General features: G+C 68.5%; 25 protein-coding genes. 11 read left to right on the top strand and 14 right to left on the bottom strand.

Annotated elements, in window-relative coordinates; genetic code table 11:
• Positions 1 to 62: 62 nt before the first annotated feature.
• On the bottom strand, positions 63 to 221 hold the full coding sequence (locus N0B31_RS22670; protein ID WP_438271176.1) for a DUF7563 family protein: 159 nt from the start codon (positions 219 to 221) through the stop codon (positions 63 to 65).
• A 69-nt stretch (positions 222 to 290) separates the two neighbouring features.
• Positions 291 to 626, bottom strand: coding sequence for a DUF7969 family protein (locus tag N0B31_RS07590; RefSeq protein WP_260595265.1), 336 nt, complete (start codon positions 624 to 626; stop codon positions 291 to 293).
• 132 nt (positions 627 to 758) lie between these two features.
• Between N0B31_RS07590 and N0B31_RS07595 the strand changes: the two genes are divergently transcribed.
• The gene (locus tag N0B31_RS07595) at positions 759 to 1,613 is read left to right on the top strand and encodes an eIF2B alpha/beta/delta subunit family protein (protein ID WP_260595266.1); all 855 of its coding nucleotides are present in this window, start codon (positions 759 to 761) and stop codon (positions 1,611 to 1,613) included.
• A gap of 1 nt (position 1,614) precedes the next feature.
• On the opposite strand, the gene N0B31_RS07600 is transcribed toward N0B31_RS07595, so the two are convergent.
• The 4 genes from N0B31_RS07600 to N0B31_RS07615 all read right to left on the bottom strand — a co-directional run bounded on the left by N0B31_RS07600 (position 1,615) and on the right by N0B31_RS07615 (position 4,593).
• Positions 1,615 to 2,265, bottom strand: coding sequence for an HAD family hydrolase (locus tag N0B31_RS07600; protein ID WP_260595267.1), 651 nt, complete (start codon positions 2,263 to 2,265; stop codon positions 1,615 to 1,617).
• Between the two features lie 162 nt (positions 2,266 to 2,427).
• A complete protein-coding gene (locus N0B31_RS07605; RefSeq protein WP_260595268.1) occupies positions 2,428 to 2,643 on the bottom strand; it encodes a DUF8106 domain-containing protein in 216 nt (71 codons plus the stop codon).
• 105 nt (positions 2,644 to 2,748) lie between these two features.
• The gene (locus N0B31_RS07610) at positions 2,749 to 3,918 is read right to left on the bottom strand and encodes an NAD(P)/FAD-dependent oxidoreductase (protein WP_260595269.1); all 1,170 of its coding nucleotides are present in this window, start codon (positions 3,916 to 3,918) and stop codon (positions 2,749 to 2,751) included.
• Between the two features lie 135 nt (positions 3,919 to 4,053).
• Positions 4,054 to 4,593: an Rrf2 family transcriptional regulator gene (locus N0B31_RS07615; protein ID WP_260595270.1), complete on the bottom strand. Its 540-nt coding sequence runs from the start codon at positions 4,591 to 4,593 to the stop codon at positions 4,054 to 4,056.
• A gap of 195 nt (positions 4,594 to 4,788) precedes the next feature.
• Between N0B31_RS07615 and N0B31_RS07620 the strand changes: the two genes are divergently transcribed.
• On the top strand, positions 4,789 to 5,703 hold the full coding sequence (locus N0B31_RS07620; protein ID WP_260595271.1) for an NAD-dependent epimerase/dehydratase family protein: 915 nt from the start codon (positions 4,789 to 4,791) through the stop codon (positions 5,701 to 5,703).
• On the opposite strand, the gene N0B31_RS07625 is transcribed toward N0B31_RS07620, so the two are convergent.
• Positions 5,691 to 7,043 carry a TIGR00341 family protein gene (locus tag N0B31_RS07625; RefSeq protein ID WP_260595272.1) on the bottom strand — a complete coding sequence of 451 codons (1,353 nt, stop codon included), beginning with the start codon at positions 7,041 to 7,043 and terminating at the stop codon, positions 5,691 to 5,693. The two genes, N0B31_RS07620 and N0B31_RS07625, sit on opposite strands and share 13 nt — an antisense overlap.
• An 85-nt stretch (positions 7,044 to 7,128) precedes the next feature.
• On the opposite strand from N0B31_RS07625, the gene rocF reads away from it, so the two are divergent.
• Positions 7,129 to 8,037, top strand: a complete 909-nt coding sequence (gene rocF, locus N0B31_RS07630; protein ID WP_260595273.1) for an arginase — start codon at positions 7,129 to 7,131, stop codon at positions 8,035 to 8,037.
• 5 nt (positions 8,038 to 8,042) lie between these two features.
• On the opposite strand, the gene N0B31_RS07635 is transcribed toward rocF, so the two are convergent.
• Positions 8,043 to 8,681: a methyltransferase domain-containing protein gene (locus N0B31_RS07635; RefSeq protein WP_260595274.1), complete on the bottom strand. Its 639-nt coding sequence runs from the start codon at positions 8,679 to 8,681 to the stop codon at positions 8,043 to 8,045.
• Positions 8,682 to 8,779: 98 nt separating this feature from the next.
• On the opposite strand from N0B31_RS07635, the gene N0B31_RS07640 reads away from it, so the two are divergent.
• Positions 8,780 to 9,112: a hypothetical protein gene (locus N0B31_RS07640; RefSeq protein ID WP_260595275.1), complete on the top strand. Its 333-nt coding sequence runs from the start codon at positions 8,780 to 8,782 to the stop codon at positions 9,110 to 9,112.
• 1 nt (position 9,113) lies between these two features.
• Here N0B31_RS07640 and N0B31_RS07645 read toward each other — a convergent pair whose 3' ends face one another.
• From N0B31_RS07645 to gyrB, 4 genes are all read right to left on the bottom strand, one after another.
• Complete coding sequence (locus N0B31_RS07645; protein WP_260595276.1) at positions 9,114 to 9,356, bottom strand: hypothetical protein; 243 nt, start codon at positions 9,354 to 9,356, stop codon at positions 9,114 to 9,116.
• 97 nt (positions 9,357 to 9,453) lie between these two features.
• The gene (gene trpB / locus N0B31_RS07650) at positions 9,454 to 10,641 is read right to left on the bottom strand and encodes a tryptophan synthase subunit beta (RefSeq protein WP_260595277.1); all 1,188 of its coding nucleotides are present in this window, start codon (positions 10,639 to 10,641) and stop codon (positions 9,454 to 9,456) included.
• 85 nt (positions 10,642 to 10,726) lie between these two features.
• Positions 10,727 to 13,234 (bottom strand): DNA gyrase subunit A, encoded by a 2,508-nt coding sequence (gyrA, locus tag N0B31_RS07655; RefSeq protein WP_260595278.1) that lies wholly within the window; start codon positions 13,232 to 13,234, stop codon positions 10,727 to 10,729.
• Complete coding sequence (gene gyrB / locus N0B31_RS07660) at positions 13,231 to 15,153, bottom strand: DNA topoisomerase (ATP-hydrolyzing) subunit B (protein WP_260595279.1); 1,923 nt, start codon at positions 15,151 to 15,153, stop codon at positions 13,231 to 13,233. Before gyrB ends, gyrA begins: the two co-directional genes overlap by 4 nt.
• Positions 15,154 to 15,373: 220 nt before the next feature.
• Between gyrB and N0B31_RS07665 the strand changes: the two genes are divergently transcribed.
• The 3 genes from N0B31_RS07665 to N0B31_RS07675 all read left to right on the top strand — a co-directional run bounded on the left by N0B31_RS07665 (position 15,374) and on the right by N0B31_RS07675 (position 19,285).
• The gene (locus N0B31_RS07665; protein WP_260595280.1) at positions 15,374 to 17,779 is read left to right on the top strand and encodes a DNA topoisomerase VI subunit B; all 2,406 of its coding nucleotides are present in this window, start codon (positions 15,374 to 15,376) and stop codon (positions 17,777 to 17,779) included.
• A complete protein-coding gene (locus tag N0B31_RS07670) occupies positions 17,776 to 18,885 on the top strand; it encodes a DNA topoisomerase IV subunit A (RefSeq protein ID WP_260595281.1) in 1,110 nt (369 codons plus the stop codon). Before N0B31_RS07665 ends, N0B31_RS07670 begins: the two co-directional genes overlap by 4 nt.
• Positions 18,886 to 18,988: 103 nt before the next feature.
• Positions 18,989 to 19,285 (top strand): DUF8106 domain-containing protein, encoded by a 297-nt coding sequence (locus tag N0B31_RS07675; protein ID WP_260595282.1) that lies wholly within the window; start codon positions 18,989 to 18,991, stop codon positions 19,283 to 19,285.
• Here N0B31_RS07675 and N0B31_RS07680 read toward each other — a convergent pair.
• A complete protein-coding gene (locus tag N0B31_RS07680) occupies positions 19,271 to 19,807 on the bottom strand; it encodes a cob(I)yrinic acid a,c-diamide adenosyltransferase (protein ID WP_260595283.1) in 537 nt (178 codons plus the stop codon). The two genes, N0B31_RS07675 and N0B31_RS07680, sit on opposite strands and share 15 nt — an antisense overlap.
• Positions 19,808 to 19,913: 106 nt before the next feature.
• Positions 19,914 to 21,068: a thiolase family protein gene (locus N0B31_RS07685; protein ID WP_260595284.1), complete on the bottom strand. Its 1,155-nt coding sequence runs from the start codon at positions 21,066 to 21,068 to the stop codon at positions 19,914 to 19,916.
• Between the two features lie 173 nt (positions 21,069 to 21,241).
• On the opposite strand from N0B31_RS07685, the gene N0B31_RS07690 reads away from it, so the two are divergent.
• The 4 genes from N0B31_RS07690 to purF all read left to right on the top strand — a co-directional run bounded on the left by N0B31_RS07690 (position 21,242) and on the right by purF (position 23,985).
• Positions 21,242 to 21,913, top strand: a complete 672-nt coding sequence (locus N0B31_RS07690) for a DUF4166 domain-containing protein (protein WP_260595285.1) — start codon at positions 21,242 to 21,244, stop codon at positions 21,911 to 21,913.
• A 63-nt stretch (positions 21,914 to 21,976) separates the two neighbouring features.
• Entirely contained in the window at positions 21,977 to 22,162 is a 186-nt protein-coding gene (locus tag N0B31_RS07695) for an LSM domain-containing protein (protein ID WP_260595286.1), read from the top strand.
• Entirely contained in the window at positions 22,159 to 22,335 is a 177-nt protein-coding gene (locus N0B31_RS07700) for a 50S ribosomal protein L37e (protein ID WP_260595287.1), read from the top strand. Before N0B31_RS07695 ends, N0B31_RS07700 begins: the two co-directional genes overlap by 4 nt.
• Positions 22,336 to 22,497: 162 nt before the next feature.
• Complete coding sequence (purF, locus tag N0B31_RS07705) at positions 22,498 to 23,985, top strand: amidophosphoribosyltransferase (RefSeq protein ID WP_260595288.1); 1,488 nt, start codon at positions 22,498 to 22,500, stop codon at positions 23,983 to 23,985.
• The last annotated feature ends 27 nt before the right edge of the window (positions 23,986 to 24,012 follow it).

The following is a 24,012-nucleotide window of genomic DNA, read 5'->3' on the forward strand; positions in this document are numbered from 1 at the left end:
AGTAACGTCGGGGGGCACCCCTGACGTCGTGCCGCAGGCCACCGACGGTGGCGTGCGTGTCGTTACTGCTGTCTCGGCGCGCGTGCTTCTCGCACCTCGGCACCGTCACGGAGTTTGTCCTCGCAGTGAGGGCACACCCGGACGGTATCCATCTCGGCGGGAGCGAACACACGGACGTACGCTTCGGTCACGTACGATTCGCAGTTGTTGCAACGCGGCACGAGTATCTCCTATCCGTCCCGACTCTTATATGTTGGGTTCCTGAAACTGCCCGCCGTAGTGAGGTTTTCCTAGCGACCGAACTCGAAACGCACCGCGTCGCCCAGCGCCACCTGCGGGTCCACCTCGCGGCCGTCCTCGTGTCTGACGAACGAGAGGTAGAACGGTTCGCCACACCCCTCGCCGCGCGTCTCACTGGCGCCACAGACGAGTTCGACGCCGTCGCCGGCGGCGCTGTAGGCGTCCTCCGCGTCGTCGCTCGTCGTCTCCGGGTCCACCTCGTAGGCCGGGACGTACGACCACCCCTCGACGGGGTGCGGGGTGACGCACTTGTCCGCGAGGTACGCCCCGCGCTCGAGTTCGACGACGGCCCCACACCGCGGACAGGTGTACGTGACGGTGACCATACCGTGAGGAGGTACTCGGCGGGCTAAACGGGCACGGAAGCGGCGGGCTGCGCGGTCGAACGGCCACCCGACACCCCTGCCCGGACCGGCGATTGGGGAAGGACTTTGCCGACGCCGGGCGAGTGTGCGGGCATGATAGACGAGACCGTCGAGGAGATCGCCGAACTGCAGACCCACAGTTCCTCCATCGTCGCCGTGAAGGCCGCCGAGGCGCTGGTCGAACTCCGCGGCCGGGAGTTCGCCACCGTCGAGGAGTTCGTCCGGTCGCTCGAACGCAACTCCAGCGCCTTGCGTCGCGCCCAGCCCTCCCACGCGTCGCTGTTCACGACCCAACAGGAGATCGTCCGGCGCGTGAGCGAGCCCGAACCCGAGAGCGTCGGGGAGGGCAAGGAGCGACTGGCCGAGGTGGTGACGGAGGTGACCGAGCGCGTCGAGACGGCGAAGAGCGAGGCCGCCGCGAACGGCGCCGAGCTGTTCCGCGACGGCACCACCGTCCTCACGCACGACTACTCCTCGACCGTGCTGGAGGCCATCGAGACGGCCGCACGCGCTGGCAAGCACCTCACCGTCTACGTCACCGAGGCCCGCCCGCGCTACCTCGGGCGCAAGACGGCCCGCACGCTCGCGGGTATCGACCGCGTGGAGGCGACGTTGCTCACGGACGCCGCGTGCGGGCACGTCCTCGACGAGTGTGACCGGGTCGTCGTCGGGATGGACTGCATCGTCGGCGAGACGTTCTACAACCGGGTGGGCACGTTCCCCATCGCCGCGACGGCGGCCGAGCTCGCCGTCCCGATGCACGTCGTCGGCGCCTCCTCGAAGGTCATCGAGTCCGGCGGCTTCCAGTTCGAGAACGAGTTCCGCTCGACCAGCGAGGTCATGCGCGAACCGGCCGAGGGGTTCGACGTCGTCAACCCCGCCTACGACGCCACCCCGACCCACCTCCTCGAGTCGGTCGTCACGGACGAGGAGACGCTGAAGTTCTGAGTCAGGCGTCCAGCCACGCCTCGACGGCCCGCTCGAGGTCCACCGGCCCCTCGGCAACCCGGTCGGCTGCCGACAGGGCCGCCACCTCGTTCGTCCCGTTCAGGTAGCCGACCGTCTCGTACCCGGCCGCCGCGGCGGCCCGCAGGCCGTTGGCCGAGTCCTCGACAGCGAGCGACGCCGCGGGGTCGGCGTCCAGCACGGACGCCGCGCGGGCGTAGACGTCCGGGTCGGGTTTCCCCCGCTCCACGTGTTCGGCGCTCACGACGGCGTCGAAGGCCCCCCGGAGGTCGAACCGGTCGAGGACCCGGTCGATCCAGCGCACCGGCGAGGAGGAGACCAGCGCCACCCGTACGTCCGGGGCCTCCTCGAGCCTCGCCAGCAGCCCGTCGAGTCCCTCGAGCAGGGTCACCTGCTCGTCGTACACCGTCACGGCCGCCCGGTCGTACCGCTCGACGAACGCCGCCTCGTCGACCGTGGTGCCGTACTCGGCGGACAGGTGGTGGTAGAGGTCGTTGACGTTCATCCCCGTGACCTCCTCCGGGTCGACGTCGGTCGCGACCGTCGACGGGAATATCGACTCTCGCTCCAGTTCCAGCCAGTAGCGCTCCGAGTCGACCAGCACACCGTCCATGTCGAACGCGAGGACCCGCATCGATACCGGGGTTGGGCACCCCCGCAGGTGAATCTGGTGGGTCGCCGTCTCGCCCGGCACGCGACCGCCCGGTGGCGCCGCTCGGTGTCCCGGTGCCGTGCGGTGGAGCGTGTGGTGGAGGGCGAGTGGGGGTGCGCTGGTGTGGGGCTCTCGGTGCCGACCTCAGGCCGGGACGGGGACGCCGTCCTCGAACACAGGCTGGACGACCAGCGTGTGCCAGCAATCGGGACACTGGTAGACCCGGTGGCGGTCGCCGCCGAGTTCGTACTCCGTGACGGCCCAGTCGCCGTCGACGTGGGCCTCGCGGTCGCAGTCCCGACAGACGAGGACGGCCTTGCCGACCGGTCCGTCGTGACCGCCGCGTTTCGTCGTGCTCATCGTCTGTTCTAGGTGTTCGAGCCGAATAGCGTTGCTGGCCGTATTAGCCGGTGTGTTCAAGAGGCGGTTCGAGACCGGCGTGGGCGGGGGTCGACCCGCCCACGCTCACATGTCGGGGAACGCCTTCGCGGCCGCGACGGGGCCGGCCACGCTGTTGATCCAGCGGGCGGCGACGGTCTTCTTCAGCATCTCGGCGGCCGGGCCGCCGAACGTCTCGACGACGCTCTTCAGCCCGACGACGTTGTGCGCGACGGCGTCGTCGCCGACGGAGATGAGCGTCCCCTTGTCCTCGTGGGTCCACTCCTGCAGCGGCTGCCCGCGGATGCTGCGAGCGACGTTCTCGCCGACGACCTCGGCGGCCTGCCACGCGGCCTGCGCCGTGGGCGGGGCCATCGCGTCGTCGGGCTGTTCGACGAGCGCGGCGTCGCCGAGCGCGAAGATGCGGTCGTCGCTCGTCTGGAACGTCGACGCCGAGTTGATGCGGTGGCTCCGTTCGTCCTGCTCGACCTCGGTCTCGGCGGCGGCGTCCTGGCCGGTGATACCGCCGGTCCAGAGGAGGACGTCGTAGTCCAGTTCCGTGTCGTCGCCGATGTAGACCGTCTCCTCGTCCACCTCACCGATGAACTCGCCGGTCATGATGTTGACGCCAGCGTCCTCCAGCAGTTTCGTCAACTTCGCCTGGACGACCGGGTCGTTGTTCGGGAAGACGTTGTCCAACCCCTCGACGAGGTGGATGTCGATGGGTGCGCGGTGCTTGTCGCGGAACCTGGCGATCTCGCCAGCGCTCTGGATGCCCGAGAGGCCAGCCCCACCGACGACGACCTGCGCCGGCTCGGAGCGCGAGGCCTCGCGGGCGGCTTGCTTGACCGTGTCGTGGATCTCGAGCGCGTCCTCGAGGCTCTTGAGCGTCAGCGAGTACTCCTCGAGCCCCTCGATACCGAAGAAGGCCGTCTGCGAGCCGAAGCCGACCACCAGATAGTCGTAGGAGATCTCGCTCTCGTCCTCGAGTTCCACGACACGCTCGGCGGGGTCGACGTCGGCGACCCGACCCTGCACGAACCGGGTGTCCGGCGCCTTCACCTGTGTCGTGGGGAAGGTGATCTTCTCCTGGATGGAGGGGTCGCGGATGCAGCGGTGGGCCTCGTGGAGCACGAGGTGGTGGTCCACGTCCGAGACCCACGTGATGTCCGCCTCCCCGTTCAACTCGTCTTGCAGACTGAGTATCGCCCCGGTCCCGGCGTAGCCGGAACCGAGTACGACGACGTCCTCGGTCATTGCAGGGAGTGGGTGGGGCTCCGATACAAAGGTGTTGGAATCGCCGGCAGACGGCGGCAATGCTTGCTGATTCGGCCTGTCAAAAGCCGGCCGGCAATACAGGGCTTCGGGCCCGACCGGCGCTGGCTGCCGGCGCTACTTCGCGGGCTCGTGGCCCTCCTCGGGGGCCCGCATGTACTCGATGGTGATGATGAGCGTGTTGTTGGTGTCGTCCTTCCCCTCGAGGGTCCCCTCGATGACGAGCTTCGACAGGGGGGTCGGCCCGACGCGGATGGTGTCACCCTCGTGGAAGTCCGAGATGGACCCCTGCAGGCGTATCTCCGCCCGGCAGAGTTCGGGGTGGTGGACGCTCGTGAGGTCGATCTCCTGGACGTTCGCCCCTTCGATGGTCTCGTCGTTGTGTGCGAACGGGACGTCCGCTGCCTGCTCCATGTCCTGTATCTCCAGTGCGTCGTAGGCCGCCGCGGTCGGCTTGTACCCACCCTTCGGCCCCGGTACGCCCTCGACCAGCTGCAGCGCCTTGAGCGACTGCATCTGGTTGCGGATGGTGCCGGGGTTCCGGTCGACCTCCTGTGCGATGTCCTCGCCCTTCACCGCCCGCTCGGATTCACGGTAGAGGTTGACCAACTCCTGCAGAATGGACTTCTGGCTCGGAGTGAGTTCGATGGATGACATGGCGGAGGGTTCGGTAACGTTTCGTATAAACCCGACGGTGGTCTGCGCCCTCGGGCAGCCCTCACTGGACTCGCTTCGCTTCGTCCAGCGGCGGTGAACAGCGCCGCAGGCGCTGCGAGCGAATGTCCGACCGCCAGCGAGGACGGGAGTGCCACACCGACACCGCTTTCCCCCCTCCCCGCGGCCCCGTGAGGTATGCAGGGCAAGCGCGTACTCGTCACGGGTGGGGCGGGGTTCATCGGGTCGAACCTCGCGAACCACCTCGCGAGGGCGAACGACGTGGTGGCACTCGACGACCTCTACCTCGGTACCCCCGAGAACCTCTCGGACGACGTGACGTTCGTCGATGGGAGCGTCCTCGACGAGGACCTCCCGACCGACGTCGACGTGCTGTTTCACCTCGCGGCACTGTCCTCCCGGCCGATGCACGAGGACGACCCCGCCCACGGCGCCCGCGTCAACGTCGAGGGGTTCGTCAACACCGTCGAACAGGCCCGCCGCGACGGGTGTGAGACCGTCGTCTACGCGTCGACCTCCTCCATCTACGGCGACCAGACCGACCCCTCCCCGGAGTCGATGCCCGTCGAGGCGCGAACGGGCTACGAGGCCTCGAAACTCGCCCGCGAGCGCTACGGCGAGTACTACTCGAACTTCCACGGGCTGACGATGGCCGGGATGCGCTTCTTCTCGGTCTACCAGGGGTTCGCGGGCGCCGAGGCACACAAGGGCGAGTTCGCCAACCTCATCGCCCAGTTCGCCGACGAGGTGGCCAACGGCGAGTCGCCCGTCCTCTGGGGCGACGGCACGCAGACCCGCGATTTCACGCACGTCGACGACATCGTCCGCGGGCTCGAACTCGCCGCCGACCACGAACTCGACGGCATCTACAACCTCGGGACCGGGGAGTCCTACTCGCTGAACGAACTGGTCGAGCGACTCAACGAGGTGCTCGGGACGGACGTCGACCCCGAGTACGAACCGCTGACGATGAAGAACTACGTCCACGACACCATGGCCGAGGTCTCGAAGATGCGCGAGGCGACGGGCTGGGAGCCCGAGATACCGTTCGACGAGGGGCTCGAACGTGTCTGTGCGCCCTACCTCGACTGAGCGGGAACGACCGTGCGCCCGGCACGGAGCCGTGTCGCCGCGTCCCCGCGCTCGTAGCGCCGCTGGTCGACGAACTCCACCGTGACGCTGACCGGGCTGTTCGTCCGGGCGTCGATCCGTTCGCCCACTGTCGTCGCGAGGTCCGGATACGGCGTGTCCGCGGGGCGACTCACCACGAACGTCACGTCGGTGGGGCCGGTGGGGCGACCGAACGCCGTGAACTCCGCCCGGACCGAGATGAGCGAGAGGTCGCGGTACTCCGGCCGCTCGAGCGTGTCCTGGACGACCTCGTTGGCCGTGGTCTCGAGCGAGACGTGTTCTGCCATCGCCACACCGGGGAGTGCGAGGGCCCCGAGCAGTACGAGCAGGGTCACGAGCAGGCGGACCGTCTCGCCCTGCTTCAGCCGGGCGAGCGAGTCGCTCGTCTCCCACCCCTCCGGCCGGTAGCCGAGGTACCAGAGGGTCGCGCCCGCGGACAGCAGGATGGAGACGGTGTTGACGAACAGGAGCGTGGCGGCGCCGACGGTGACGACCGGGATGGCCCAGACCAGCCCGACGCCCACGGCGGCCGCTGCCGGGACGACGGCCGCGGCGATGGCGACGCCCACCAGCGAGAGCGGGAGGTCGGTCGCCACGCCGAAGCCGGCGGCCGACCCCGCACAGAGCCCCAGCAGCAACGAGAGCACGCCGGGCGAGATACGGGAGGACACCTGCTGGACGGTGGTCACATCCAGCGCGCTGGGGAACACCCCGCTCTGGACGAGCAGCCAGCTGACCGCCGTCGCACTCACCACCGCGAACAGGAGCCCGAGGACGAGTGTCCGCAGGCCGTCCAGTAGCATCTGTCGCTCGCCGATGACGGACCCGACGGCGGTGGTGAGCGCGGCCCCCACCTGCGGCGCGATGGCCATCGACCCGATGACGACGGCCGGTGCGTCGAGCAACAGCCCGGCGGTGGCCACGATGGCGCTCAACCCCGTCATCGCGTAGTAGGTGAACCGGTCGGGGAGGAGCGAGCGGGCGGTCGAGCGGATCTCCTCGTGCGCCACACTGTCGTCCTGTTCGGTCCCCTCGACGAACCGGGCCTCCAGGTCCTCGTAGCGCTCCGTGTTCACCGCCTCGGCACTCGTCACGACCGAGTACTGTTCGAGGTCCACGCCCGCCTCGCGCAGCTCGTCGAGGAGTTCGTCCACGGCCTGCACCGGGAGCGGGAACTCCACGAGGACCCGGTCCTCGTCGCTGTACTCCGGGGTGACGACGTGGTCGATCCCCTCCGACTCGAGGACGTCGTCGACCGTCTCGAGCCGGTCGGTGGGCACGTCGAAGCGGACGAGGCGCATGGGCGGTCTACCGGGCGCGCCCCCTTCCGCTCTGGGGTGGACGTGGTGCCGACACCTTCTAACCGGGCGACCCTGAAACGGAGCCATGAGCCGGAACGTACGCGTCGTCGGCGTCCCGATGGACCTCGGGGCTGACCGGCGTGGCGTGGACATGGGACCCTCAGCCATCCGCTACGCGGGACTGGCGGCCGCCGTCGAGGAGACGGACCGCGAGTGTATCGACGCCGGTGACCTGAACGTCCCCCGGCCGGAGACCCGCGCCTCGAAACCACGCCCGGAGGACGGCCGTGCGAAGTACCTCTCGGAGACCCGTGAGGTCTGTGCCTCGCTCGCCGACGTGGTCGGTGACACGCTCGCGGCCGGGGAGTTCCCCCTCGTCCTCGGCGGCGACCACTCCATCGCCATCGGGACGGTCAACGGGGCCGCTCGCGCCGCCGACGTGGGTGTCGTCTGGTTCGACGCCCACGGGGACTTCAACACGCCCAGTACCTCGCCCTCGGGGAACGTCCACGGGATGAGCCTCGCCGCACTCCTCGGCGTGGGGGAGTTCGCAGACACGAGCTGGGCAGCGGCGGGCGTCGACCCCGAGAACGTCGCGCTCGTCGGCATCCGTGACCTCGACCCCGAGGAACGGGTCGCCGTCCGCGAGTCACCGGCGACGGTCTACACCATGAGCGACGTGGACGAGCGGGGCCTCCCGGCCGTCGTCGAGGACGCACTCGCGATCGCCGGCGACGGCACCGACGGTGTCCACGTCTCGCTCGACATGGACTTCCTCGACCCGAACGAGGCCCCCGGCGTCGGGACGCCGGTCCGTGGCGGGGCGACCTACCGCGAGGCCCACGCCGCGATGGAACGGGTCGCCGACCTCGGCGACGACCTCCGGACGATGGAGGTCGTCGAGGTCAACCCCATCCTCGACTCACTCAACGGGACCTCCGAACTCGCCGTCGAACTGGTGGCGAGCGCGCTCGGCAAGCGAATCCTCCGCTGAGCGGCTCAGTCCGACGTCTCCGCCACGCTCACGAACGTCGTCCCGCCGAGGAACACCTCGGTGTCGACGGCGTCGAACGACGACTCCAGCGCCCCCAGTACGTCCGCGTCGGGGTGCCAGTCGGTCGCCCACGACGAGACGCGGTTCGTGACGGGGTTCAGCAGCGTCCCCGGCCCCGACTGGAACGGCCGCGTGTCGAACACGACGAACCGCCCGTCTGGTCCGAGGACGCGCTCGACCTCCGCGACGGCCGCCGCCGCGTCGGCCACGGCACTCAGCGCGAGCGTGCTGTACGCCCGGTCGAACGACCCGTCCGGGAACGGCAGGGTCGCGGCGTCGGCACGGACCGCCTCGCAATCCACGGTGAGGGTCCGGGCACGCGCACCCGCCCTTCGGACCATCCCGGCGCTGTGGTCGACGCCGACGACCCGGCCGTCCGGGCCGACGTCGACCGCCAGCGGTTTGAACGACCGGCCCGGCCCACACCCGACCTCGAGGACCCGGTCGCCCGGTCCGGCGAGGAGTCGGGCGCGAGCGAGCGACCGGAGTTCGGCCTCACGCCCCCCGAAGACGAGCCACGAGAGCGCACGGAACAGCCGCTGGTGCCCGCTCCACCAGTCGTAGACGCTGCCGTCATCGTTCACACCTCGGCTTCGACCGGTCCCCACCTCGGTGTTTCGACCGACGGCACCTCGCGGCCGCCCCCGACGGACCTTTCAGGGACTACCCCTAACCGCCGCTCGTGACGCGAGACGCGAGACTCCCGCTGGGCAAGCGCACGATCGCGGCGCTCTTCCTCGTCGCAGTAGCGGTCACGCTGGCGGGATTCTGGGCGCTCGCTGCGGGCTACGGCACCTCCACGCTGGTGCTGGTGGCGCTCGTCGTACCGCTGCTCGTCGTCCTCGGACCGCTGTTCTACATCGGGACGAAGGTGGCCTCGCAGGCCGACGATCCCGACGAGGTAGAGGCACGGCTGGCGGAGTCGCTGGGCATGTCGAAGACGGAGTTCGACCGGCGACGCGAAGGGGACGGTCGCTACGCACACCCTGCCGAGGAGCAGTTCGACGAGGAGTGACTCAGGCCGGCCGGGGGGCGGGCCGGGCGGTCCAGACGAGTTCGACGAGCAACCAGAGCGCCGCCCACGACGCGGCGAACAGGAACACCATCGCCGTCGTCGAGAGGAGACCCATCGGCCGCGTGGTCGCCACCACCGTCGCGTAGGTGAGGCCCATCGACAGCAGGACGAACGCGAACGTCGCGACGGCCACGGTCACGTGCCCCTGCGTGTCGGTGGTCCGGGTGAGTGCTGCGTGGTTCATACCAGCGTTACGCCGTCGTCGAACGTATATCGTGGGACTGGTTCTCACTCGGAGAGAACGAGCGACTGGACCGCCTCGACCGGCCCCCGGAGCCGGCTCAGGCGAGGTCGAACAGCTCCGCCGCCTGCTCCATGTCCTTGTCGCCACGGCCGGAGAGGTTGACGAGGATGGAGTCGTGCTCGCCCTCCTCGGCCAGCTGCCGGGCCAGCGCCAGCCCGTGACTCGTCTCCAGCGCGGGGATGATGCCCTCGGCCTCCGAGAGGTCGCGGAACGCGGCCATCGCCTCCTCGTCGGTGATGCCCCGGTACTCGGCCCGGCCGAGTTCGCGGAACATCGCGTGTTCCGGGCCGACGCCGGGGTAGTCGAGGCCCGCCGAGACGCTGTGGACCTCCACGTCGTCGTCGATGACGCGGGTCTTCATCCCGTGGATGACGCCCTCGTGGCCCTCGTCCAGCGGGGCGGCGTGGCGCGTCGAGTCCGCCCCCTCGCCGCCCCCCTCGCCGCCGTAGAACGCCACGTCGTCGTCGCGGAAGGCGTGGAACAGGCCGATGGCGTTCGACCCACCGCCGACGCAGGCGACGCAGGCGTCCGGCAGCTCGCCAGTGGCCTCGAGGAACTGCTCGCGGGCCTCGTGGCCGATGACCGACTGGAACTCGCGGACCATCCGCGGGAACGGGTCCGGGCCGACGACGCTCCCGACGAGGTAGTGGGTGTCCTCCATGTTGGCGGCGAAGTCCTCCAGCGCCACGTCGACGGCGTCCGCGAGGCCGGCGCCGCCCTGCGTCACCTCGTTCACCTCGGCGCCCATCAGCCGCATCCTGAACACGTTCATCCGCTGGCGCTCGACGTCCTTCTTGCCCATGTAGATCTCCGTGGGGATGCCGAACAGCGCACCGACCATCGCCGTCGCCGTCCCGTGCTGGCCCGCCCCCGTCTCGGCGATGAGGCGCTCCTTGCCCGCCTTCTCCGCGAGCAGCGCCTGTCCGACGCAGTTGTTTATTTTGTGTGCCCCGCCGTGGAGCAGGTCCTCCCGCTTGAGGTAGATGTCCGCACCCCACGCCTCGCTCAGGTTCTCGGCGTGGTACAGCGGCGTCGGGCGGCCGGCGTAGGACTCGAGGATGCCGCGGAACTCCTCGTGGAAGGCCTCGGACTTCGCAATCTCGTCGAACGCGTCGGCGAGGTCGTCGAGCGGCTCCAGCAACGGCTCGGGAACGTGTCGGCCGCCGAATCCCCCGAACTCGCCGTCGTCACCCGACGGGAGTTCGGACTCCTGCGAATCTGACATAGCAATCCTTCGCTAGACAGACCCGTACAAGAGTGTACCGGCGTGGGTGAGGACGAAGGGTCGGGAGCGTGGACAGGACCGGCGGTTACTCCGCCGTGGCCGCCGTGTCCTCCAGTTCCGGCTCGTCCTCGGCGGCCGGGACGACGTCGACGCTGGCGACCCAGTCCTCGTCGAGACGCATCACGACGACACCCTTCGTGTTGCGACCCACCTCGCTCACCTCGGCGACCTCGGTCCGCATGATCTGCCCCTTGTCGGACATGATGACGAGGCCGTCGTCCTCGCCCACGGCGTTGATGGCGACCACCTCGCCGTTTCGCTCGTCGGTCTTGATGTCGATGAGACCCTTGCCGTACCGCGACTGCCGGCGGTACTTCGTCAGTGGGGTGCGCTTGCCGTAGCCGTTGCGCGTCACCGTCAGGAGGTCGCGGTCGTCGCCGCCGTGGGTCGCGACGAGCCCGGCGACCCGGTCGTCGCCCTGGAGTTTGATGCCGTTGACCCCGCGAGCGGTCCGCCCCATCGACCGGGCTTCGTTCTCGTCGAAGCGGATGGTCATCCCCTGACGGGTGCCGATGACGAGGTCCATCTCGCCGTCGGTCAGCTCGACGTCGGCGAGGGCGTCACCATCCTCCAGCCTGATGGCGCGGATGCCACCGGAGTGGATGTTCTCGAACGCGTCGACGGCCGTCCGCTTGACGTAGCCACCGCGGGTGGCCATCGCGAGGTAGCGGTCCCCCTCGAGTTCCTCGCAGTTGACGACGGCCGTGATCTCCTCGCCGTCGTCGAGGTCGAGGACGTTCACCGCCGAGGTCCCGCGGGCCGTCCGGCCCATCTCGGGGATCTCGAACACCTTCAGGCGGTAGACCTGCCCGTGGTTGGTGAAACACATGAGGTAGTCGTGGGTGTTGGCCTGGAACGCCGTGGACACCCGGTCTCCCTCCTTCGGTCGGACGCCGATGATTCCCTTGCCGCCACGGTGTTGCGGGTCGAACGCCGAGAGCGGCATCCGCTTGACGTAGTCCGACTCCGTGACGACGACGACCACGTCCTCCTCGGGGATGAGGTCCTCGCGGGTGACGTGGCCGGTGTTCTCGACGAACGAGGTCCGGCGGTCGTCGCCGTACGTCTCCTTCATCTCCTCCAGTTCGGAGACGATGACCCCGTCCAGTCTCTCGGCGCTGTCGAGGATGGCGGTGAGGCGTTCGATCTCGGCCTGCACGTCCTCGTACTCGTCCTCGACCTCCGCCGACTCCATGGAGGTGAGCGAGCCGAGCTGCATCCGGACGATGTGTTCGGACTGCGCCTCGCTCATCTCGAAGCGCGACTGGAGGCCGGCCTTCGCGGCGTCCCGGTCCTCGCTGTCGCGGATGAGCTCGACCACCTCGTCGACGTTCTGGAGCGCCTGCAGCCGCCCCTCGAGGATGTGGGCGCGGTCCTCGGCCTCGTCGAGGTCGTACTGGGTCCGTCGGCGCACCACCTCGCGGCGGTGCTCGACGTACTCCTCCAGCAGTTCCTTGAGGTTCAGGACGCGCGGTTCGCCGTCCACGAGGGCGAGCGAGATGACGCCGAACGTGTTCTCGAGGTGCCGCTCGATGAGCTGGTTCTCGACGACGTCGACGTTCGCACCCCGCTTCATCTCGATGACGACGCGGATGCCGTCGCGGTCGGACTCGTCGCGGATGTCGGAGATGCCCTCGATGCGACCGTCGTTCACGTCGTCGGCGATGCGCTGGATGCGGCGGGCCTTGTTCTCCTGATAGGGCAGTTCCGTGACGACGATACGGGCGTCGTCCGTGCCGCGGTTCTCCACCTCGTACTCGGCCCGGACGCGGAGCTTCCCACGCCCGGTGGTGTAGGCGTCGTAGACGCCCTCGCGGCCGACGATGTTCGCTCCGGTGGGGAAGTCGGGACCCTTGACCGGCCCGTCCCCGTCCGGTCCGTGGATGAGGTCGCGGACCGTACACTCCGGGTTCTCGATGACGTGGATGGCCGCGTCGACGATCTCTCGGAGGTTGTGCGGCGGGATGTTCGTCGACATCCCGACCGCGATACCCGAGGCGCCGTTGAGCAGGAGGTTCGGGACCGCCGCGGGCAGGACGCTCGGCTCGGTCAGGCGGTCGTCGTAGTTTGCCTCGAAGTCGACCGTGTCCTTCCCGATGTCCGACAGCATCTCCTCGGCGATGGACGCCATCCGCGCCTCCGTGTACCGCATCGCGGCCGGCGGGTCCCCGTCGACGCTCCCGAAGTTCCCCTGGCCGTCCACCAGCGGGTAGCGCAGGGAGAAGTCCTGTGCCATCCGCGCCAGCGCGTCGTAGATGGAGGCGTCACCGTGGGGGTGGTAGTTACCCATCGTCTCGCCGACGATGTTCGAGGACTTGCGGTGGCCCGCGTTGGAGGTGACGCCCATGTCGTGCATCGCGTAGAGCAGGCGACGCTGGACCGGCTTCAGCCCGTCACGCGCGTCCGGCAGCGCCCGGCCCACGATGACCGACATCGCGTAGTCGATGTACGACTGCTCCATCTCGTCCTCGATGCGGACGTTCCGGACTCGCTGGGCCACCTCGTCGGGCGTCGGCTCCGGCTCCGAACTCATATGTCCACCCACTCGGCGTCCTCGGCGTGGTCCTTGATGAACTGCTTTCGCGGGCCGACGGCGTCACCCATCAGCACGGAGAACATCCGGTCGGCCGCGGCGGCGTCCTCGACACCGATGCGCTTGAGGATGCGGTTCTCCGGGTTCATCGTCGTCTCCCAGAGCTGTTCCGGGTTCATCTCGCCGAGCCCCTTGAACCGCTGGACCTGGTCGGGCTTGCCGTCACAGACCTCCTCGATGATCTCCTCGCGCTCGGCTTCGGTCATCGCGTCGTACGTCTCGCCCTTGTGCCGGATGCGGTAGAGCGGCGGCTGGGCGGCGTAGACGAACCCGTTCTCCAGCAGCGCGGGCATGTGCCGGTAGAGGAACGTGAGGTAGAGCGTCCGGATGTGCGCGCCGTCGACGTCGGCGTCGGTCATCAGGATGATCTTGTGGTAGCGCGCGTCCTCGATGTCGAACTCCTCGCCGATGCCCGTGCCGATGGCGGTGATGAGGTTGCGGATCTTCTCGTTCTCCAGCACCCGGTCCAGCCGGTGTTTCTCCGCGTTCAGCACCTTGCCGAACAGCGGGAGGATAGCCTGGAACTCGGGGTTTCGGGCCTGTTTGGCGCTTCCCCCCGCGGAGTCTCCCTCCACGATGAACAGCTCTGCCTTCTCGGGGTCGCGGGTCTGACAGTCGGCCAGTTTGCCCGGCAGCGAGGTGGAGTCGAGCGCCGACTTCCGGCGCGTGAGCTCCTCGGCCTTCTTCGCGGCGAGGCGGGCCTTCGCGGCCTCGACGGCCTTCGAGACGAGCGCCTCGGCCGTGTCCGGGTGCTCCTCCATGAACGTCGAGAGCTCCTCGTGCATCGCACTCTCGACGATGCCGCGCACCTCGCTGTTGCCGAGTTTCGTCTTGGTCTGGCCCTCGAACTGCGGGTCGGGGTGCTTGATCGAGATGACCGCGGTCAGCCCCTCGCGGATGTCCTCGCCCTTCAGCGTCCCGTCGATGTCCTTCAGGAGGCCGTGGGAGGTGGCGTAGTCGTTGACGACCCGCGTGAGCGCGGTCTTGAACCCGGTCATGTGGGTGCCGCCCTCGCGGGTGTTGATGTTGTTGGCGAACGCGTGGATGGAGCCCTGCACGCCCGCGGTGGCCTGCATCGCCACCTCGACCTGTACGAGGCCGTCGCCGACCTCCGCCTCGTCGGCGAAGTAGACGACCTCGTCGTGCAGCGGCGTCTTCGTCTCGTTCAGGTACTCGACGAACTCCCTGATACCGCCGTCGTAGCGGTAGGTCTCGTGCTCGTCGGTCCGCTCGTCGGTGATGGTGATGGCGACACCGGGGTTGAGGAAGGCCAGCTCTCGGAGCCGAGACTGGAGCGTGGAGTAGACGAACTCCGTGGTCTCGAAGATGTCCGCGTTGGGCCAGAAACGGATGTTCGTGCCGGTCTCCTCGTCGGATTCGAGGTCGCGGACGCGCTCGAGGCCCTCGGGTTCGCCGTGGTCGAAGCGCTCCTGGAAGACGCCGCCGTCGCGCTTGACCGTGACCTCGAGCCAGTGACTCAGGGCGTTGACGACGCTGACGCCGACCCCGTGGAGGCCGCCGGAGACCTGGTAGGACTTGTTGTCGAACTTCCCACCGGCGTGGAGGACGGTCATGATGACCTCGACGGCCGGGCGGTCGGACTCGCGGTGGGTGTCGACCGGGATACCACGGCCGTCGTCGGAGACGGAGACCGAGTCGTCCTCGTGGATGGTCACCTCGATCGTGTCGCAGTACCCCGCGAGGGCCTCGTCGATGGCGTTGTCGACGACCTCGTAGACGAGGTGGTGGAGGCCACGGGCGTCCGTCGACCCGATGTACATCGCGGGTCGTTTCCGGACCGCCTCCAACCCCTCCAGAGTCTGGATAGAGTCGGCGCTGTAATCACTACCCTGAGACATATGATTCTACCACGTTTAGGCCCCACCCCTTCTTAAAACCTCGTACGCGCGCGCGATGCAGAATGCGGACAGCCTGAGAGTTCGGAGGGCGACGCCTGCCACCGATTGTCGCACGCTCTTGTCACGGCGCTGAAAGTGGCGTCCACGGCCCGTCGGACGCTTCACTTTCACCGAGGTGACGGCAGGGTTTTAGGGTGCCGGGTATCTCCTACCCACACGGATGCCATCGTACCAGTCGCAACTCGGCGAGGGCGAGGGAATCGCCGAGGAGTTGGCCGCCTCCCAGCGGTCCATCTCCATCGCCGAGTTCTTCGAGAAGAACAAGCACATGCTCGGCTTCGACTCGGGAGCCAGAGCGCTCGTCACGGCCGTCAAGGAGGCCGTCGACAACGCGCTCGACGCCACCGAGGAGGCCGGCATCCTCCCGGACATCTACGTCGAGATCCAGGAGGCCGGTGACTACTACCGCCTCGTCGTCGAGGACAACGGTCCCGGTATCACGAAAGAACAGGTCCCGAAGGTGTTCGGGAAACTGCTCTACGGCTCGCGGTTCCACGCCCGCGAACAGAGTCGTGGTCAGCAGGGTATCGGTATCTCGGCCGCCGTCCTCTACTCGCAGCTCACGAGCGGCAAGCCCGCGAAGATCACGTCGAAGACCGAGGGCAAGCCCGCCCAGTACTTCGAACTCATCGTCGACACCGACACGAACGAGCCGGAGATCGACGTCGACCGTGAGACCGAGTGGGAGCGCCCGCACGGCACGCGCATCGAACTCGAGATGGAGGCGAACATGCGGGCCCGGTCGCAGTTGCTCGACTACATCAAGTACACCGCCGTCGTCAACCCCCACGCCCGACTGGAGTTCCACGAGCCCGACTCCTCACAGAAGTTCGAGCGAGCGACCGACCAGCTCCCCGCGGAGACGACGGAGATCCGCCCGCACCCGCACGGCGTCGAACTCGGCACCCTGCTGAAGATGCTGGAGGCCACCGACTCCTACTCGCTCTCGGGGTTCCTCCAGGAGGAGTTCACCCGCGTCGGACAGAAGACCGCACGGAGCGTCGTCGACGCCTTCCGTGACCGACAGTTCGGCCGCGAGATCGGCTGGCGACCACCGCAGGCCCACCGCCGTGACGACGTCGTCGAGGCCATCGCGGCCGCCGTCTCGAACAAGGGCGCCGCGGCGACGGAGGCGTTCGCCGACTACGTGCTCGACGGGGTCGCCGACGAGGCCGGCCTCCTCGAACGCGACGCCGTCACGCACGGTGCCCTCGTCCGCCTCGTCGCCGCCGCGGCCGAGGCCATCGAGGAGGAACACGACCGGCGCTTCGGCGCCACCGTCCGCGAGAACGCCGTCGAGGCCGTCTGGAGCGAGGTCGTCGCCGACCGCGAGGCCGACCTCTACGCACTCGTCGACACCGCCACGACCGACCGGAAGGACGACGCGGCCGTCGAGGCGATAGCTCGCCGACTGGCCACCAAGTTCGCGGGCGAGGAGGACCCCCGCTCCCGGGTCACCCAGGACACGCTCGTCGAGTGGCTCGAGTGGGCCGCAGCGCGCACGAAGGAACGGGAGGGCGAGTCCTTCGGCGAGACGTCCCGGCAGAAGATATTCGACGCGCTCTGGGCACGTGCCGAGACCGTCGCCGACGACCCGCCGAAGGTCAAGGACGTGTTCTCGGACCGCGACACCGCCGCCCGCTTCCTCGAGGCGATGCGCGAGACGGACATCCTCGCACCCCCGACGGACTGTCTGGCCCCCATCACCAGCGACCTCGTCCGGGCGGGCCTCGAGAAGGAGTACGACGCGGAGTTCTACGCCGCGGCCACCCGCGACGCGGAGGTCCACGGCGGTGACCCGTTCATCGTCGAGGCCGGCATCGCCTACGGCGGCGACATCCCCGCCGAGGGGCAGGCCGAGATCCTCCGGTTCGCCAACCGCGTCCCCCTCGTGTACCAGCGTGGCGCGTGTGCGACCGTCGACGTCATCAAGCGCATCAACTGGCGCAACTACAACCTCGACCAGCCCGGTGGGAGCGGCATCCCGAACGGCCCGGCGGTGCTGATGGTCCACGTCGCCTCCACGAACGTCCCGTTCACGAGCGAGTCGAAGGACGCGCTGGCGAACATCCCGGCCATCGAGGACGAGGTGGAGTTGGCGCTGCGCGAGGCCGCCCGGGAGCTGAAGTCCTACACCAACAAGAAGCGCTCGCTGGCGAAGCGACAGGAGAAGCAGAACGTCATCGCCACCATCCTGCCCGAGATGGCCGAGAAGGTGGCCGAGGTGACCGGGCGCGAAGCGCTGAACGTGGAGGACTCGCTGGCCCGCATCATGAACAACGTCCTCGTCGAGCGCCAGCGCGAGAACGGCACCGTCTCGCTCGTGGTCTCGAACCACGACGACCGCAACGCCTCGCTCGAGATCACGGACATCCTCTCGGCCGACCCCGGTGACGTGGAGGGCGCGAGCGTCGTCGAGATGGACGGCGAGTGGTTCGTGAAGTGGAAACCCACCGTGGGCAGCGGCGAAGAAGCGAGCCTGAACTACACGGTCCCCGACGACACCGAGTTCGACGTGAACGTCGACGGCGTCGAACGGGAGCGACTCACCATCGACGCAGAATGAGCACAGACGACACCGCCGAGACCGTCCGCGACGACGCGGCGCGCGAACGGCTCATCGACCTCGCCGCACAGTTCTACGACCAGTTCGCGCTGGGTGACATCCCCCACATGGAGGTCCCCACCCGCACGAAGTCCAACATCGAGTACGACCCCGAGAAGAAGGTCTGGGTCTACGGCGACCGCACCTCGACGCGTACCGCCAACACCGTCGGTGGCGCCCAGAAACTCCTGAAGGCGGTCTACACCATCGACTTCCTCGCCCAGCAACTGGAGGAGGACCGCTCGTCGACCCTGCGTGAACTCTACTACCTCAGCGAGTCCTGGGACAACGAGAACGCCCAGTTCAAGAGTCAGGACGAGTCGAACCAGCTCGTCGAGGACCTCGAGATCGTCTCGGAGGTCACCCGCGAGGACTTCCACATGCGTCCGGAGGAGTCCGGCGCGACCGTCATCGGGCCGCTGTTCCTCCGCGAGCAGACCCGCCGGGGCGAACGCGAGATCCACTGCCAGGAGGACGTCGGCGAGGGGGGCTACCAGATCCCCAACAACCCCGACACCATCGAGTTCCTCGACCACGACGCCGACTTCGTCCTCTGCGTCGAGACCGGTGGCATGCGGGACCGGCTCGTCGAGAACGGCTTCGACACGGACTACAACTGCATCGTGGTCCACCTGAAGGGCCAGCCGGCGCGGGCGACCCGGCGCATCACCAAGCGACTCCACGACGAACTCGACCTGCCCGTCGTGGTGTTCACGGACGGCGACCCGTGGAGTTACCGCATCTACGGCTCGGTGGCCTACGGCTCCATCAAGTCCGCACACCTCTCCGAGTACCTCGCCACGCCGGAGGCGAAGTTCGTCGGTATCCGCCCGCAGGACATCCAGGAGTACGACCTGCCCGCGGACCCACTCTCGGACTCCGACGTGAACGCGCTCGAGTCCGAACTCGAGGACCCGCGCTACCAGACGGCGTTCTGGGAGGAGCAGATCGGGCTGCAACTGGACATCGGCAAGAAGTCCGAACAGCAGGCGCTCGCGAGTCGGGGTCTCGACTTCGTGACCGAGACGTACCTCCCCGAGCGGCTGACCGAGATGGGCATCATCTGAGTTTCCCGGCTACTTTCCCAACGTTCGAACGGTTCGGCTCGGTTCCATAACGAACGTTTCGCCGTTCCGAGCCCCTTTTGCGGACGGAGACCCAATAGTCACTGTGTCAGAGGAAACCCTCCAGTCCGGCGCGGACGTGGTCCCCAAGGGGACCCTGTTCTGTCCAGAGTGCGAGTACAGCGACCGGTACGACGGCGCGTGGCAGGTGGTGACGACGGGTCGGACGGCCCGCTATCGGTGTCCGGAGTGCGACGCGGTGGTGACCTCGCGGTCGAGCGAGCGGTCAGAGCGGCTCGGGCCGCTCGCACAGTGGCGCGCCGTCTGGGACGCGTGGCGGGCCGGCGTCCGGCGCTGGAGCCGTCTGCCGAACCGGTCGGCGAGCGACTCAGTACGTCGGTGACTCCTCGGGGACGCCGTCGCGCTGGTTCACCACCCGCGCGAACACGAACAGCGCGTCCGAGAGCCGGTTCAGATAGGCGACGGCGAGTTCGTTGACCGGGTCGCCCGAAGCCAGTTCCACAGCTCGGCGCTCGGCCCGGCGGACCACGGCCCGCGCGTGGTGGAGGTGCGCGCCCGCCTCGCTCCCGCCGGGGAGGATGAAGTTCTGTAACGGCTCCAGTTCCTCGTCGTAGGCGTCCATCCACGCCTCCAGTTCGTCGACGTGAGCCTCGGTGACGTGCGGGGCGTCCGCGTCCTCGGCGTCGGGGTTGGCGAAGTCCGCCTGCACGATGTGGAGGACGTTCTGGATGGCCTCGAGTTTCTCGTCGACGTCGTCGTGCCCCGAGGGACGGACCATCCCGACGACGGTGTTCGCCTCGTCGACGGTGCCGTAGGCCTCGATCCGTGGGCTGGTCTTGGAGACGCGGGACATGTCCCGGAGGTCCGTCATCCCCTCGTCGCCGCGGCCGGTGTATATTTTCATCGTCGGGTGGAGGGCGGCCGACGACTTATAGCCGCCCGCCGCGGCCAGCGTGGCCGCCGCTCGGGGGCGTGGCGACCGAAGAACGTCGGTGGTCGGTGGCGCGGGGTTACTCGACGCGCTCGATGATGGTGGCGATCCCCTGCCCGAATCCGATGCACATCGTGCAGAGGCCGTACTGCTCGTCGTGCTCCTCGAGCTGCCACGCGAGCTTCGACATCAGGGCCGCACCGGTCGCGCCGAGCGGGTGGCCGTGGGCGATGGCGCCGCCCCAGGAGTTGACGCGGTCCCAGTCCGCGCCCGTCTCCTCCAGCCACGCCGTGATGACCGAGGCGAACGCCTCGTTGACCTCGAAGCGGTCGATGTCGTCGATGGACATGTCGTTCTGCTCGAGGATATCCTGCGTGGCGGGGATGGGGCCGGTGAGCATCGTGATGGGGTCGACACCGACGACGTGGGTGTCGACGATGCGGGCCATCGGGTCCCAGCCGTGCGCTTCCACCGCCTCGCCGGACGCCACGAGGAGCGCCGAGGAGCCGTCGACGATGCCCGAGGAGTTACCGGCGTGGATGACGCCGTCACCCTCGCCGCGGAACGCGAGCGGCAGGCCCGCGAGCGTCTCCTCGTCCGTCCCCGGCCGGGGGTGTTCGTCCTGTTCGACGGTGACCGACTCGCCCTCGAGTTCGACCTCGACGGGTTCGACGTGCGTGTCGTAGTAGCCGGCTTCGCTCGCCTCGCCCCAGCGGGACTGGGAGTCGACGGCGATCTGGTCGACGTCGTCGCGGCTGAAGCCCCACTGCTCGGCGATGCGCTCGGCGCCCTCGCCCTGCGTGGTGAGCTCGTCGAACTCCTCGAAGTAGGTGTCCGTGATGGAACTGCCGGCGGAGCCCATCGGGACGCGGCTCATGTGTTCGACACCGCCCGCGACGAGGACGTCGTGGAAGCCTGCGCGGATCTGGCCGGCCGCGAAGTTGACGGCCTGCTGGCCCGAGCCACACATCCGGTCGAGCTGGACACCCGGCACGTCGTCACCCCAGCCGGCCACCATCGGCGCGAGGCGCGCGATGTTGTTCGCCTGCTCGTCGGTCGGCGTGACACAGCCGTAGATGACGTCCTCGACGTCCTCCTGGCCGACGAAACCGTTGCGCTCTTCGAGCGCCAGCAGCGGCTTGGCCGCCAGGTCCTGCGGGTGGGTGTCGCGGAACGAGCCGTCTCGCTTGCCGAACGGCGTGCGGACGCCGTCTACGATGTACGCTTCCTTCATGTGTGGAGTTAACAATGGTAAGGCGGAACTTGTCCCTTGTGGTTCCCACAAACGAACAACGCACGGAGAGTTTGTTTCGGCACCCCGGGCGCTTCCCCCGTCTCACCCCCGAACTGATAGGCAGGGGCGTCGAACACGTCCGGCATGACCACGGACGACGGGGGCGAGCGGCCGTGACTGGACTGTTCGAGCGGGCGCTCGGCGAGACGTGGGCCGACCTCCACCCGAAGTTGCGCGAGCGGTACTCGCTGACGAGCGACGACGACGCCTCGTTGCTCGGGAGCGGGCGCATCGACCTCTCGCGGAACCTGCTCGCCTACCCCATCCTCTGGCTCGGGACGAGCGAGGACTTCCTCTTCCCGGAGGCGGGGTTCGACGTCCCGTTCACCATCCGTGCCGACGCGTGGGTGGACGACGCGGGCTACGAGGCGCTGACGTTCCGCCGGGAGTTCGACACGGAGCCGCGCCGGACGTTCGTCGACACGTTCCGCTGGAACCCCGACCGCGAGTGCGTGTGCAACCTCTTCGGCCGCGAGGGCCGCGTGGTGGCCGACCTCTACCCGACCGTCGAGGACGGCGGGCTCAGGCTGGAGGTGGGCGACCAGTGGCTCCGGACCTGGGAGTACCTCTCGCTCCCCGAACCCCTGTGGGTCGACGCCGTCGCCCGTGACTGGTACGACGAGGCGGCCGAGCGTTACCGCATCGGGGCGACCATCACGAACCCACTGGTGGGCCACGTCTTCGGCTACACGGGGGTGTTCGACCTGGAACGGGAGCCACCCAGCGACCGGCGGGTGAGTCACCCCTCCCTGCGCTCGGTCGACCTCCCGGCCGAGGACCGTTGAGAGCCGGCGAGGACGGGGCGCGCTGTCGGTGTGTTTATACGCGCGGCGCGTGGGTCTCCCGGTATGGCAGGGAGACCGCTCGACGTGCTGGAGGAGACGCTCGGTGACACCGTGACGGTACTGTTGAAAGGCGGCGAGCAGTACGAGGGCGTGCTTGCGGGCTACGACCAGCACATGAACCTCGTCGTCGAGGAAGGTGAGAACACAACGATTATCCGCGGAGATAACGTCGTCAGCATACAACCATGACCGGAGCAGGTACTCCATCGCAGGGGAAGAAGAACAAGACGACGCACGTCAAGTGCCGACGCTGCGGCGAGAAGTCCTACCACAGCCGGAAGAAGGTCTGTGCCTCGTGCGGGTTCGGCAAGACGGCCAAGCAGCGCAGCTACGCCTGGCAGTCGAAGACCGGCGACAACTGAGACGCACGGCGGACGACGGGCGAGCGGTCCTCCACTCTCGCGTTCCAGCCCCCGAGCGACGGCGCCGGCCGGCGGGCCACGACGCGCCCCGGCCTACTCCGGTGAACGACCACCTCCGCCGGATAGCCGAGGTTTTTACCCCTGCACCGTAAGCCCCACTCGATGACAGACGGGCGGGACCTCGCGGACGGGCCGACCGAGAAGTGTGGCGTGGTGGGCGTCTCACTCGACGGGCGGGCCGCCGCGCGACCCCTGTACTACGCACTGTACGCGCTCCAGCACCGCGGGCAGGAGTCGGCCGGCATCGTCACCCACGACGGGTTCCAACAGCACTCCCACGTCGAGATGGGGCTCGTCGGCGACGCGTTCGACGAGGGCGACCTCGACCAGCTCAACGGGCCGACCGGTATCGGCCACGTCCGATACCCGACCGCGGGGAGCGTGGACAACTCCTGTGCCCAGCCGTTCTCGGTCTCGTTCAAGTCGGGCTCGCTCGGGATGAGCCACAACGGGAACCTCGTCAACGCCGACGAGATCCGGGACGAACTCGCGGGCTTGGGCCACGCGTTCACCTCCGACGGGGACACCGAGGTCATCGCCCACGACCTCGCACGCAACCTGCTGGAGGAGGACCTCGTCCGCGCGGTGAAACACACGATGAAGCGCATCCACGGCTCCTACTCGCTGACGATCATGCACGACGACACCGTTCTCGGCGTGCGCGACCCCGAGGGAAACCGCCCGCTCTGTATCGGGAAGCTCGACGACGGTTACATCCTCGCCAGCGAGTCCGCCGCCATCGACGTGCTCGACGGCGAACTCGTCCGCGACGTCCGCCCGGGCGAGCTCGTCATCCTCCAGCCCGACGGCGGCGGGTTCGACGCCTACCAGCTGTTCGAGCGCGAGAACACCGCCCACTGCTTCTTCGAGCACGTCTACTTCGCCCGCCCGGACTCGGAGATCGACGGCAACCTCGTCTACGAGGTCCGCCGCGAACTCGGCCGACGGATATGGGAGGAGAGCGGCGTCGAGAGCGACGTGGTGATGCCGGTCCCCGACTCGGGCCGCGCGTTCGCCTCGGGGTACGCCGAGGCCGCACAGGAGGAGGGCGCCGACGTCGAGTTCGCAGAGGGGCTCATGAAGAACCGCTACGTGGGCCGAACCTTCATCATGCCGACACAGGACGCCCGCGAGCGCGCGGTCCGCCTGAAGCTCAACCCCATCCGTGACGTGGTCGAGGGGCGCTCCGTGACCGTCATCGACGACTCCATCGTCCGCGGGACCACCTCGAACCAGCTCGTCCAGCTCCTGCGCGACGTGGGTGCCGAGGAGGTCCACGTCCGCATCGGGGCGCCCGCCATCGTCGCGCCCTGCTACATGGGCATCGACATGGCCACCCGTGAGGAACTCATCGCGGCCGACCGGAGCACCGAGGACATCCGCGAGGAGATCGGCGCCGACTCGCTCGCCTACCTCTCCATCGACGCCGTCGCCGGGGCGCTCGGTCAGTCCCGCGCCGACCTCTGTCTCGGCTGTGTCACCGGGGAGTACCCCTACGACATCGACGGCGAGGCGACGGACCGCGACGTGGAGCGGCCGGTCATCGGGGGGGAGCCGGAGGACGAGCGGACGGCGCCTGCCGACGACTAATCACGAAGCTTCTCCGCTCGGGTCGGC

Origin of the sequence: Salinirubellus salinus (assembly GCF_025231485.1) — an archaeon.
Lineage (GTDB): Archaea > Halobacteriota > Halobacteria > Halobacteriales > Haloarculaceae > Salinirubellus > Salinirubellus salinus.